Raw genomic sequence first — 13,531 nt, 5'->3', positions numbered from 1 at the left:
AGAAAAAAAGCAGGTCTTGGTCCGTCATTGAACCAAAGTCTGCCAGGTGGCTACAGCTATATTATATGTCGGGCAACCCTTCTCCTTGCTCATGAACTCCCAGCGCATTACGTGCCATATCCATATACTCTTCCAGACCAGACTTAAGGGCGAATTCGGCGATAAGCACAGGGTAAGCTGAAGTTAATTCGACGATATGATCGCTCATACGCGGCCATACACGTCCGCCTACTGTCTCATAAAGCTTCAATAAACGAGCAAGCTCTACTTCTCCGAATAAAGTATAGTAACTCGTAAAATCAATTGCCGGATCAGCTACTTCGGCCTCGGTCCAGTCTAGTATTCCAGTAACCTCTGTATTCGAAGAGACTAGAATATGACCTGGGTGCAGATCGCCGTGCACAAATGCGGAATATGCCGGCCAGTAGCTATCGTCAGCTAGCCACGCCTGCCATCGTTGCCACAGCTCCTCAGATACACCAAAGACGCGCCGTGTTTCTTCCATTCGCTGAGCCATTAATTGCCGAACTTCGTCGTGCTGCTTTACGCGAACACCGAAATCAGCTGCCCGTTGGTAATCTATCCGGTGCAACGCGGCTAAGGCTTTAGCGAGTGAAGCAACGAATCTATCCGTCAGAGCGTCAGGGTTGATGAACCATACATAGCTTTTTGTTTCCATATCAATAGTAGCAGCGGGAGTTCCCCCCAACTGAGGATAGGCGATGAGCTTTGGACTATATATTTGCCAATCAGGTACCGCTATAGGAAGAGTATCACGAATCATCCGAAGCACCTTGTGCTCGTAAGCGGCAGATTGAATCACATCTGCTCGTCGCGGTGTACGTAGAACCCAAGGGGTATCGTGGATGTCTTTGGCGAATACGGCTCGGAAATCCAGCCCGGATTCATTGAGTTCCAATCCTTCATGTTGTATGTGAAGCCCATTGTTTTGGGCAAGGGCCAATATATCGCTAACGTCATTCGGGTTAGTCAAGGGACGCTTTTCAGTCATATGAAACACACCTCATTGTTCAGATTTGGTCTTAAAAAAGGTAACTTAAACAAGCTTCAACCCTTCATGTAAAAAACGGGTTTAGCTTCATTGAGAAGTCTAGCCTTTTATCTGAGACGCATGTAGTGAGTACACATGAATGAGCAAACCTCCTTTTACAAAATAGGGTATCTAACCCAGCCCTAATATACCATCCGACATTGGAGGATGTCTACAATATGCGGAATAATGTACATGGCTTCCCCAGTTCGCTTATCTGTGGACTAGAGAAGTTTTTACAAGCTGCACATTGCAGGATACAATGGAAGTATTAGAGAAAGGAGACGGATACGTTTGCAAAAAGAAGACAATAAGACCGATTCCAAATCCGGCTCATCCAAATGGTATCTTGGTAGTGCAGCAGCATTGCTCCTGCTGAAAGGCAAATCGTTACTTGCCCTTTTAAAATTCAGTAAATTTGGCGGTGCGCTGATATCTATGGCGTTTACGATTGGCACGTATGCGATTATATACCCGTGGGGATTTGCGGTTGGGTTCGTGTTGTTGTTATTCGTGCATGAGCTGGGGCATGTATTGGCTGCCAAACGCAAGGGGCTTCCGGTGTCGACACCGTTATTTATTCCATTTCTCGGTGCGTTAATCACCATGAAACGACAGCCTTTGGATGCCCAGACAGAGGCTTACGTGGCCATGGGCGGCCCGTTATTGGGGACAGTTGGGGCTATGGCCGTATACGCAGGAGCGTATGCAACAGACAGTCCACTTTTGTATGCACTAGCATATATCGGTTTTTTCCTGAACCTGATCAATTTGCTGCCGATTCATCCGCTTGATGGAGGACGGATTTCTACAGCAGTGACACGCTGGTTATGGCTGGTGGGTCTACTGGGTGGGATTGTAGTGATCGTGTATTTGAAATCCATTCTATTTTTCTTTATTTGGGCACTATTTGCCTATGATTTATACAAAAAATATGTCAAACGCAATAAAGAAGGCGTCAAAGTTCAGTCGTTATTACAGAAGCCGCTGGTTAACGTACAGCATTTATATGAGCAAGGATATCCGCTGCCTGGACCGGAGCATACGCGCAGATTATCCTTTAATACCTACTCGGATCTGGAAGGGCAGCAATATGTAACGGTATATATGGAGAGTTTGGATGTGGAGCATACGCTTCTGCTGCCACAGCAATGTCTTGTCCAGCATGTATGGCTGAACGGTGTAGAACATCTACCTACCCCGGATGCGTATCAGCTCAGATTGCTGTGTGGGATTGACTACATTCCATTTGAAAATGATAAATATTACGAAGTACCCGCATCATCACGCTGGAAATTCGGTATCGGTTATATGGGCTTGGCCTTATTCCTGATAGGGATGATGTATGTTGTACACCAGCACATAGGAGATATCAGGCTATGATTCGCAGGATAGGAACTTCACCATCAATTTAGATTATTAAGGCAATGAAACTCATTAGAAAATAAAATAGAAAGAGCGCGACAGCCGAATATAGGGTGTCGCGCTCTTTTTCATATGATTAACGCAGTGGAGCCATTGCTATCCTTCCTTATTCTAGCTCCTCTGCTCATCAGTAATCGGTTTTAACGTCTGGCGGTACTTAAGTGGGCTGGTGCCTGTCCAGCGCTTGAACTGTCTGCTGAAATGAGCCAGACTGGAGTATCCCAGTAGGGAAGCTACCTTGTTTAGCGGTAGATTGGGCTGCTGGATCAGCACCTTAGCCTCATGTAGCTTGGTTTCCGATAGATAGTGACGTGGTGAATAGCCGTAAACCTTGCGGAACACTTCCTGGGCATAGCCCGGACTGATTCCAAGGGAAGCCGCCACATCTTCAAGCCGGAACGTCTGCTCGCCAGATTCATCCTCTCGATAAGGTTTGAACCTCGATTGAATAGCTTCCATAATGGCCTTGGCATATTGAACGGATGAAGGTGCAATTCTCGGCTCCAATCCCGTAGAAATCATTTGCGAGAATATTCCGAATAGCTCGAACAAAGCAATCTGCATGCGAAAGCGGTCCGCTGTCGTATATTCTCCGTTCTCCCGCACCATGCTGATCCAGCTATGGACAACTTTCTGCAGCTTGGTATTGGTTTCAGTGCCTGCCGGGAAAAAGAGCTGATTGCTTTTAATCATCTCTTGACGGAACAATGGATCATCGACATTAAAATGGGTACTAAAATAATACATTCCATCAGGGGATACACACTGGCTCACATGCTTGAACCCCGGCGGAATAATTAAAATATCGCCTTCCCCCACCGAGTATACGTTATTCTCCATCATCGTTTCCTGACGACCTTCTAGAATGAGTGCAATTTCAAAACCGATATGGGACTCCTCAGGCATGCACCAATCCGCTTTGACCCGGTGAATATGGGCACCAAAAAACTTCACATTCCAATCAATAATGGGCAACCATTGGCAACCATGGAATAGAGCTGGATCAACATCTGGATTTAATATCATCAGATCACCTTCGATTAGGGCAAATTTTACACCGCTTAGACAATCTCATTGTACCTAACATTTATCTATAATAAAAGAGCGCTTACAAGTGTTCTAGTATAAGCCTTTACATAAAAAAATCGCTTATATGTAGTGATTTTGAAAGCGATGCCATATTGTAATTAGGAGGAGCTATGGAAACAACATCGAAAGAACGTGTGTCATATTACGTTTACTTTTTGGGGAGTAACGCAATTCTCTGTCTGGTTGCCTCTTTTGCAATGCTATTTTATACGGATTATGTTGGCATATCTGTTTCTATTATTGGTACTTTATTCGTACTAGCCCGTATATGGGATGCGCTTAGTGCTCCGATCTTCGGTGTGATCATAGACCGGGCCAACCTAAGGGGTGGCTTGTTCAAACCCTGGACAAATCTGGCTTCTATTATTTTGCCAATACTTACCGTACTTATTTTTCTCGTTCCGAGTGACGCGTCACTCACCGTCAAGGTGATTTATATTGCCGTCACGTATCTGGTATGGGAAATGTGTTACACGATCAGCGATGCGCCTGGCTTTGGTTTGGCTACACTGATGACGAAAAATACGCATGAACGTGATCTATTAATGTCCAGAGGTCGGACGATGGTCTTCTTGGCCTTTATGGTCATCTCCTCGTCTTCGGTAGCCGTAGCCAATCAGATCTCCTGGCCAATTTTGGCGCTAATCGTTGCTGTAGCAGGTTTGATTTTAATGAACTTTACTCGCTTTAATGTCAAAGAGCGTTATTCCAACAAGGCAGAGAAGGTTACGCTCAAGCAGATTATGACGTATCCCATGCAAAACAAGCAGCTTTTATTTTACCTGATGTCGTTTATGACACTGTCCATGACCAATCTGCAAGGGATTGTCGTCAGCTACTTTGCCTTATATAACTTGAAAAATCCTATCTATATTTCAATTCTCATGTTCATTTCCTTGGGTGTGCAGCTGCTCACCGCATTAATTTTACCGCCGATTATTAAAAGATTTGGCAAGTGGAAAGTGAATGTCATCAGCTTGCTTGGATTGTTTACTACAGGCCTGTCCTTATTTGCAATCGGTTACAGCAACCCCATTGTAGTATGCGTATTTGCAGTTCTTTTTGGCCTGTTCAGTTCCGCGCCGCAGCTTATGGTACCGATGTTTACCGCCGATTGCGTGGAATATGGCGCATTCAAAAAAGGGGTGCGTGCCAGCGGAACCGCCTTTGCTACCCAAACGTTTGCAGGAAAACTGGGGGGAGCAGCAGCCAGTGGAATTGTGGCCTATGCGCTTGCCTTTGCCGGCTACATTCCGAATGTACCGCAGACCGGACAGGTGCTTACGTGGATATTTGCGCTTTATGCGGTAGTGCCTGGTGTGGGGGCCTTAATTACGGCAGGGCTGTTCGCATGGCTGTACAAGATTAAGGAAAAAGACGTAGAGGGCTGGCTGGCAAGTGCGAAAAAAAATCAACAGCAGGCCGATCTCACGAAGCAGGATGTTGCTGGTAATACGATATCTGTTCCATCCCTGAAAAAGCCGCATAACAGCCACGGTATTTGAAACAAAGCTATATAAGTTGACACGAAAAAAATCCCATGGAAAACGGAGTAGGCGAAGTGGGATATGACAATTACTATGAACTTATAGGAGGACGACTCGATGAAAAAGCTGCTGTACGGTGTTGCCTATTATGATGAATATATGCCTTATGACCGTTTGGACCAGGATATCCAAATGATGAAGGATGCGGGAATTAACGTGGTGCGGATAGCCGAATCTACTTGGAGTACACATGAACCGCAAAATGGCGTGTTTGATTTTACCTCCGTGGATCGGGTGCTGGACGCTATGCATAAAGCCGGTATTGAGGTCATAGTGGGCACGCCGACCTATGCTGTGCCCACCTGGCTGGTGAAGGAGCATCCCGATGTATTGGCGACAACGCCTCAGGGGCCGGGCAAATACGGAGCTCGCCAGATTATGGACATTACGAACCCGGTGTACCTGTTCCATGCTGAGCGAATCATACGCAAGCTGATTGGACGGGTGAGTCAGCATCCGGCGGTCATCGGCTTTCAGACAGACAATGAGACGAAGCATTACCATACGAGCGGTCCCAATGTGCAATTACAATTTGTGAAGTATTTGCGGGAGCGGTTTGAATCACTGGATGAGCTAAACCGCAAATTTGGCTTGGATTACTGGAGCAATCGCATCAATAGCTGGGAGGACTTCCCTTCGGTGGTCGGAACGATTAATGGAAGCTTGGGTGCAGCCTTTTCCCAATTCCAGCGCAAGCTGGTAACGGATTTCCTAGCCTGGCAGGTTGCGCTTGTCAATGAATATAAGCGGGCAGACCAATTTGTTACGCAAAATTTTGATTTTGAGTGGAGAGGTCATTCCTTTGGGATTCAGCCGGATGTGGATCACTTTGCTGCATCTCAAGCGTTTGATGTGACAGGTGTAGATATTTATCATCCATCCCAAGATGATCTGACTGGAATTGAGATTTCCTTTGGTGGTGATGTGGCGCGTTCAACAAAACAGAATAATTACCTGGTGCTGGAAACGGAGGCGCAGGCGTTTACACACTGGGTTCCTTATCCGGGACAATTGCGACTGCAAGCGTTCAGCCATCTGGCTTCCGGGGCCAATATGGTAGCTTACTGGCACTGGCATTCCATTCATAATTCCTTCGAAACCTACTGGAAAGGTCTGCTCAGCCATGATTTTGAACCGAATCCTGTGTATGAGGAAGCACAGACGATAGGGAAGGATTTTGCGAGATTATCCCCACATCTGGTCAATTTGAAAAAGAAAAATAAAACAGCCATCCTGATCAGCAACGAAGCGTTGACATCCATTAGCTGGTTCAAGTTTAATATGAACAGTCCATTGAATTACAACGATATCGTACGCCGTTTGTATGACGAGCTGTACAAGCTGAATATCGGGACGGATATCATCCATCCGGGTACGGAATCGTTTGATGACTACGATCTCTTGATCGTCCCGAGCCTCTATTCTGCGCCAGATACACTGCTGGAGAAGCTGAACCGCTATGTCGAACAAGGCGGTCATGTAGTTTACACATCCCGCAGTGGATTTACCGACGAGCATGTACAGGTGAGAACATCCCGTCAGCCGGGTGTGATTAGCGAAGCCTGCGGCATTCATTACAGCTTGTTTGTGGAGCCAAAGAACGTGACGCTTAAGGATAATCCTTTTAAAGTGGCAGCAGAGGACAATCAGGTAGATACGTGGATGGAGCTGATTACGCCGACGACAGCGGAAGTATTGGCTTATTATGATCACCCGCATTGGGGCAAATATGCCGCGATTACGCAAAATCGCTATGGTCAGGGAACGGCGACCTATATCGGCTGTATTGTCAGTTCGGCGGTCATCCGCGAATTATTAAGCTCTGTAGCCAAAAAGGCAGGCGTATGGGGACTAGATCAGGAAGCTTCTTATCCGATCATTGTCAAATCCGGTACGAATGATTTGGGGCGAACGATCCGGTACTATTTTAACTATTCCGAACAAGCAGGCTCGGTGATATATCCGCACGGAGACGGCAAGGAGCTGATCGGAGAGCAGAGGGTTATCCAAGGACAAATGCTCCAGTTGGAGCCTTGGGGTGTTATAATTATCGAAGAAGCGTAAATGATGAATAGTGAGCTGAAACCGACGTACGAATCATTTTATATAGTATCGGCCGGGAGTATCCGGCAAGTGAAGCGCCCCTGCGAATTGCGGGGCGTTTTCGCATATGGCTGAATAGAGGAGTGCATCGCTATGCCAACCCGAGCAATCCGCTGGTTCCAGGCGCTGATGGCCCCGTATCGACGTAGCATTCAGCTCAAGCTAGTCTTGACGATGATTGTTCTATCTGTGCTGCCGGTCATTGCTGTCACGGTGCTGGCTGCGGAGAAAAGCAGATCGTCTATGGAAACCGAAGTGGTCGAGACGAACATGTCCAATATGAAATGGACGGGCATTTATACCAGCGACCAGTTAGATCGTCTGAATCATCTGATTTACAGCATTCAGATCAGCCCTGATCTAAGCGATTATTTGAATGAACGAGAACCCGACAATCTTTCAAGCCAATTTAATGCCCAGCGAAAAATGCTGAATACGCTGGCGAATGTGTATTATTCAGCCGGGAGTCATGTCATCGGTATTCAGTTGTATTTGAAGCAATCGCAAACCCTGTTTACCTTCAATAGTATGCAAAATGAAATTACGACAGTGGGCGGTATTCCCCCGCAGTATGCTGAGATGTGGCAAGCGAATAAGGATTATTCGATTCGACCAAGCTCCGCTGACCCGGAACGCTTTACACTGACACGCAGTATTCGGCGTTTTGAAGACCAGAAGCAGACGGGGGCTATTTCATTGGAGGTGCTGTGGTCACAATTCGATCAGACGCTGGGTCTGCTGGGACGAGGGGATCAGCATCAAGTGTTGATTACAGATAGGGATGGCAGAGTTATGTATCCAGTGCAGGCTCGGCAATCGCCTCCTCCTGCAGGAGTGCTGGCTGCTCTTCGTGACGTTAAACCGGGTCCCGGGATGCTTCAAACTGCCGAGCATTATGTGTTCTACAATGATCTGGATGTGGTTGGACTGAAACTGGTCAAAATCATACCGACTTCCTCCATTAACCACAGTGCCTTTTCAACCATGCTGTATGGTATTGTCGTAGGTGTAATTTCAATCCTGGTTTCCATCTGCATCGCTATTTTCATCGCATGGCGGACCGCACGCCCGATTGTCCGTTTGGCGCGTTCGGTGCAGGAACTGGATATGATCAAGGGACCGGTTGGAGAACCAAGTATACGACCGGATGAGATTGGGTTGCTGGAAAGAAGTTTGCATGGGATGGCAGGCCGAATACGCGAACATATCCAGACAGAATACAGTATCAATTTGCAAAAAAAGACGGCTGAATTGAAAGCGCTCCAGGCGCAGATTCATCCTCATTTTCTGCAAAATACGTTGCAAATGATTGGAAGTATGGTGTTTTCCCAAAAGCCGGAGGATACCTATGAAGTCATTCGTTCGCTGAGTGAGATGTTCCGTTACGTGGTACGGGAGCCTCAGGATATGGCCTCTCTGCGCGCAGAGCTCGATCATGTGGGACATTATATGCGCATCCAGCAGCGTCGTTTTCCGCAAAGATTGGTATTTCAGGTGGAGACAGAAGAGCAGGCAATGGATATTCGTTTGCCGAAGCTATCGCTTCAACCATTGTTGGAAAACGCATTTCAGCATGGTCTTGATCGCAAGGCAGGGGCGTGGAAAATGGCAATCCGCGTGGAGATTATGAAAGAAGATGTGTGCATTACGGTCAGCGATAATGGTAACGGTATGCCCCCCGACAAGCTGGAAAAAGTTCGAGCTAGGCTGGAAAACGCATCGGAGGAACCAATTTGGGCGCAGGGCAGTCATATTGGATTAAGCAATGTGTCTTCACGTATACGGATGAATTTTGGAGTGCATTACGGAGTGACGATAGATAGTGAGCAGGGAGTCGGTACATGTGTCACTATTCGTATTCCATTCACCTCAGCAGAGGAGGGCAAAGTATGATCAAGGTATTAATCGTTGACGATGAGCCGTGGAACCGCGATATTTTGAAGACATTTGGCACATGGGAAAAGCTTGGAATGGTGGTGGTGGGTGAGGCAGAGGACGGAGATGAAGCATTCAGGCTGGTCGGGGAGTTAGCTCCCCACATTGTGATTACGGACATGCACATGCCAGGTGCGGACGGAGTGGAGCTGCTGCAAGCGCTAAATAACCAATGTCCTGATGTGAAAATCATTGTCGTGAGCGGATATGATGACTTCGCGTATGCCAAACATGCGATCCGTTATAAGGCTGTTGATTATTTGCTAAAGCCTGTCAATCCTGTCGAGCTGAATGCGGTGCTGCTCAAATGCAAAAACGATCTGGAGGTCAAGTTGGCCGAACAGCAACCAGAAGCAACAGAACTGGATTATGAGTTTTTTCACAAGTTAACCCGGTATAAGCAACTGCTGCGTCTTTATTTTAATGAGCTGAATCGTGACGGGGTGAACTTAACATGCAGACAGGTTGTGCAGGAGTTGGAGAGTTATGGAGCACCAACTCCACATATGCTGGGCAGGCTGGTGCAGGAGCTGCTTTCTCTGCTGAAAGAGCTGTCAGCGGATAACGGGCTGAATACTTCTACGGCAAAGGGTGGATTTCCGCTTTCGCAGGCTGTTCTATCCTCTGTAGAACATGCGCTGGAATTCGTATCGTCATGCTATGTTCAGGAACTGGATCAGCTGATTCGGCAGCGGAAATACAAAAACAAGCTGAATTTGGAGGAGGTACGGCGGTATATCGATAGTTACTATGCTGGGCCGATCACACTGGAGCAGTTGGCGAAAAACTTTTTTTGTGAGCAAAGAGTATATGAGCAAGGTATTTAAGCAGGAGTACGGTCAGAATGTAACGGACTACATTGTAGAACGGAGAATGGAAAAGGCGCGGGAATGGCTGGCCAATAAACAGATTTCAATTAAAGCCGTTGCAGAGATGGCTGGGTACGAGGATGTGTCTTATTTTTATCGGGTATTTAAAAAGCATTTTGGCATGGCCCCCGGTGAAATGAGAAAGGAAGTTTAAAAAAATCCAATTCAATATGCTAACGGTGTCCAATGGCAGAAGTGGCTTCCCATCCTATAATGAAAGCGTATACAAAATCGTTATTTTCAACTTAGGGGAGGTCATTTTGCATGAAGATGTGGAAAGGTGTATTGAGTACGATGCTGGTTGGCACGTTGTTGGCCGGATGTGGAGCGAATTCTTCAGGCAGTGACAGCAGCGGTTCCGGTGGAGACGGCAAAACCGTAAATCTCAAAATGTTTATTGCCCAGCCCCGTTTGAAAGAACACTACGATAAATACATTAATGCGTTTATAGCCAAAGAGAAGAAAGATAAAAATATCGACGTTACCGTTCAACTGGAGATGCCGCCTGCTGACAATGCCGCACAAATTTTGAAGACAAGACTCGCTTCCAACGATGCACCGGACGTATTCGCACTGCATGCGGTGAATGAAATTCCACCGTTTTACAAAGCGGGATACTTGGAGGATTTGTCCGGTCAGCCATTTGTCAGCAAATTGATGGACAGTGTGAAGCCCTCGGTGACAACTCAAGACGGCAAGGTTGTAGCGGTTCCTTTGGAAACGATCTCCTGGGGCTATCTGTACAATAAAAAGATATTTAAGGATTTGGATTTGAAGCCGCCGGGAACGTTGACCGAAATGAAGGCTGTCGTCGAGAAGCTGAAAGCGAATCATGTGAAACCGTTCCTGTTGTCCTACAAGGAATCCTGGATTCCACAGTTGTTCGTGCCGCTCACTGCAGGTGCAATGATGAACACACAGAATAAGGATTTTATCGAACGGATGAATCAGGACAAAGGCTCTTTCTCCGAAATGAAGAGCATGTTCGATATTATTGATCTGGTGAACAGTAATGGTACAGATAAGGCGCTGGAAATTGGTGGGGATGATGGGTCGGCGGCCTTTGCCTCAGGTAAAGCGGCGATGTGGATTCAGGGGCCGTGGTTTGCGGAAACGATTTTAAAATCGGATCCGAAGATGGACTTTGGAGTAGCCCCGCTACCGATTAATGACGATCCGAATGCGACCTTGATCAATCTATCCACTTCGACTTCGCTGGCTGTATCCTCTACAAGCAAGAATAAGGAGGTTGCACTCGATTTTGTTAACTATGTGTTGGACGACAAGGATTCCAGCGCGTTCTATGAAGCATTGAAATTTAACCCTATCTCCAAAGTCCATACGTTCAAAAGCTATCCTTGGGTTAATGATGCTACCGAATATGTGAAAGCAGGCAAGTCGTATCAAGATCCATCCATCCCGCAGGCGGTCAAGGACGAGGCAGGCAAGTCGCTACAATCCTATTATGCTGGTCAGCTCTCGCAGGATGACGTCATTAAGGCGCTGGATAAGGCATGGAAATCGTATAACAAAGTGAACAAGTAGCGGGAACCTACAGAATGACATCGGGAGGGAGAGACTCCATGCCTTTTAAAATCTACAAAAAATACGTCATGCTGCTGGCGTTTACTGCCCCGGCACTGATCTTTTACGCCATCTTCCTGCTTATTCCAACGATCAGCGGCATGTACTACAGCTTTACAGACTGGAATGGATTGAATCCCAATTACAACTTTATCGGCTTGGGGAACTTTGTGGAATCCTTGAAGGAAGACCCCGATTTTCTCAATTCCCTTTGGTTTACACTTAAATACGTGTTGGTCATGATCGTACTACAAAATGTACTTGCGCTAGTACTGGCAGTGTTGATTGAATCACGCACACGCAGCAAAGGATTTTTTCGGACGATATTTTTTATGCCCAATATGATCAGTACCATTATTAGCGCATTTATGTGGACATTCGTTTTTTCCTCCGTGCTGCCGCAGATTGCTGAAAAGACGGCTATCGCCTTTTTAGGTCAATCATGGCTGGGTGATCCGAAAGTATCGTTCTTTTCCATCATTATTGTCTCGCTCTGGAATGGTGTGGGATATATGATGATCATCTATCTGGCTGCACTTCAGGGTGTACCACAAAGCTTGAAGGAGGCTGCTATTATTGATGGAGCGAACGCATTTCAGACATTGCGAAGTGTGACGCTGCCGATGATTACCCACGCGATTACGATCTGTTTCTTCCTGACACTTAACGGTGCTTTCAAGGTGTATGAGGTTGTGTATGGACTGACTGGCGGAGGACCAGGACGCAGCACACAGGTAATTACGATGAACATTTATGAGGAGGCCTTCTCGAATAATTTCCGTTATGGCTATGCGAGTGCTAAATCCGTTATTTTGTTCGCCATTGTGCTCATCTTTACTCTGATCCAGCTGCGTGTCATGAAGAAGAGGGAGGTGGAGGCATGAGGCTGAAAAAGGCTAATTCCTTGCTGATCACGCTGATGCTGTGCGTGGGCGCAGTCGTGTCCTTCTTCCCGATTTACATGGCGGTCATTAATTCGTTTAAAACACAGGGTGAGATGTTTGCATCCTTTACGGCGCTGCCGACGAAGCTTCACTTTGAAAATTACAGCCAGGCCTTTCATCAGACCCATTTGCTGAACAGCGCTCTGAATTCTACGATTATTTCTTTTATCGGCATTGGCGGGATCGTGGTCTGTTCGGCACTGGCAGGCTACAAGCTGTCTCGTACAAGTGGAAAACTGAGCAGTGCGATTTTCTTTCTGTTTGTTGCGTCCATGCTGGTGCCTTTTCACTCTATAATGATACCGCTTACACGAATGGCAAAAGATTTGTCTGTTCAAGGCAGTACGTACGGCTTGGCTTTGATCTATATCGGTTTGGGCGTGAACATGGCCATCTTTTTGTATCATGGATTCGTCAAATCCATCCCGCGTGAGCTGGAAGAATCCGCGCAAATGGACGGCTGCAATGAGTTCCAAACGTTCTTTCGCATTATATTTCCCTTGCTGCTGCCGATCACCGTCACAATTGCCATTTTGGATTTCCTGTGGATTTGGAATGACTTTTTACTTCCACTTTTGATGTTGACGGATGTGAACCATTACACCCTGATTCTCTCGACCAATATGTTGTTTGGAGAATACAACAAGGATTGGTCGCTCATTCTGGCCGCGCTCGTGCTGACCTCCATCCCGGTTATTCTGATCTATGCCTTTTTTCAAAAATTCATTATGGAAGGCATTGCGGAGGGAGCAGTTAAGGGATAAGCTGTGCTTCTCATTGCCCAAAAAATCCTTTCTTAACCACGAACGTTTTCAAAAGAGACTAAGCAGCCTGAGTCCCTACGAATATGGGACTCAGGCTGTTTAAATAGGGCTTATTAATAACTGGCTGCTTGATAGGGAACTTCAGTTCATAAGGGCATGCTTTTTTGTCGTGCTTGATGACGTCCTAATCTTCCAGGAACTTGCTGTCTTCTTGGGATAA

Annotated in this window: 9 protein-coding genes and 1 pseudogene; 8 read left to right on the top strand and 2 right to left on the bottom strand. The window is 46.6% G+C overall.

What is annotated here, in order from left to right; genetic code table 11:
• Positions 1-61: 61 nt before the first annotated feature.
• On the bottom strand, positions 62-1,012 hold the full coding sequence (locus C400_RS0101390) for a macrolide 2'-phosphotransferase (protein WP_017425743.1): 951 nt from the start codon (positions 1,010-1,012) through the stop codon (positions 62-64).
• A gap of 333 nt (positions 1,013-1,345) precedes the next feature.
• Between C400_RS0101390 and C400_RS0101385 the strand changes: the two genes are divergently transcribed.
• On the top strand, positions 1,346-2,434 hold the full coding sequence (locus C400_RS0101385) for a site-2 protease family protein (RefSeq protein ID WP_017425742.1): 1,089 nt from the start codon (positions 1,346-1,348) through the stop codon (positions 2,432-2,434).
• Between the two features lie 153 nt (positions 2,435-2,587).
• On the opposite strand, the gene C400_RS0101380 is transcribed toward C400_RS0101385, so the two are convergent.
• Positions 2,588-3,502: an AraC family transcriptional regulator gene (locus C400_RS0101380; RefSeq protein ID WP_017425741.1), complete on the bottom strand. Its 915-nt coding sequence runs from the start codon at positions 3,500-3,502 to the stop codon at positions 2,588-2,590.
• A 173-nt stretch (positions 3,503-3,675) separates the two neighbouring features.
• Between C400_RS0101380 and C400_RS0101375 the strand changes: the two genes are divergently transcribed.
• The 7 genes and pseudogenes from C400_RS0101375 to C400_RS0101345 all read left to right on the top strand — a co-directional run bounded on the left by C400_RS0101375 (position 3,676) and on the right by C400_RS0101345 (position 13,311).
• The gene (locus tag C400_RS0101375; RefSeq protein ID WP_017425740.1) at positions 3,676-5,070 is read left to right on the top strand and encodes an MFS transporter; all 1,395 of its coding nucleotides are present in this window, start codon (positions 3,676-3,678) and stop codon (positions 5,068-5,070) included.
• A 99-nt stretch (positions 5,071-5,169) separates the two neighbouring features.
• Entirely contained in the window at positions 5,170-7,176 is a 2,007-nt protein-coding gene (locus C400_RS0101370; RefSeq protein WP_017425739.1) for a beta-galactosidase, read from the top strand.
• Between the two features lie 132 nt (positions 7,177-7,308).
• Positions 7,309-9,108: a sensor histidine kinase gene (locus C400_RS0101365; RefSeq protein WP_017425738.1), complete on the top strand. Its 1,800-nt coding sequence runs from the start codon at positions 7,309-7,311 to the stop codon at positions 9,106-9,108.
• Positions 9,105-10,173 (top strand): annotated as a pseudogene (locus C400_RS0101360) (response regulator transcription factor). Before C400_RS0101365 ends, C400_RS0101360 begins: the two are co-directional and overlap by 4 nt.
• A 110-nt stretch (positions 10,174-10,283) precedes the next feature.
• The gene (locus tag C400_RS0101355) at positions 10,284-11,564 is read left to right on the top strand and encodes an ABC transporter substrate-binding protein (RefSeq protein ID WP_017425737.1); all 1,281 of its coding nucleotides are present in this window, start codon (positions 10,284-10,286) and stop codon (positions 11,562-11,564) included.
• Positions 11,565-11,602: 38 nt separating this feature from the next.
• Entirely contained in the window at positions 11,603-12,487 is an 885-nt protein-coding gene (locus C400_RS0101350) for a carbohydrate ABC transporter permease (RefSeq protein ID WP_016819393.1), read from the top strand.
• A complete protein-coding gene (locus C400_RS0101345) occupies positions 12,484-13,311 on the top strand; it encodes a carbohydrate ABC transporter permease (RefSeq protein WP_017425736.1) in 828 nt (275 codons plus the stop codon). The genes C400_RS0101350 and C400_RS0101345 overlap by 4 nt, the downstream gene beginning before the upstream one ends.
• Positions 13,312-13,531 lie beyond the last annotated feature (220 nt).

It is taken from the genome of Paenibacillus sp. ICGEB2008 (assembly GCF_000307675.1).
GTDB classification, from domain to species: Bacteria; Bacillota; Bacilli; order Paenibacillales; family Paenibacillaceae; genus Paenibacillus; species Paenibacillus polymyxa.
Note: the sequence above shows the minus strand (reverse complement) of the source record. Positions and strands in the feature narration are given on the sequence as shown.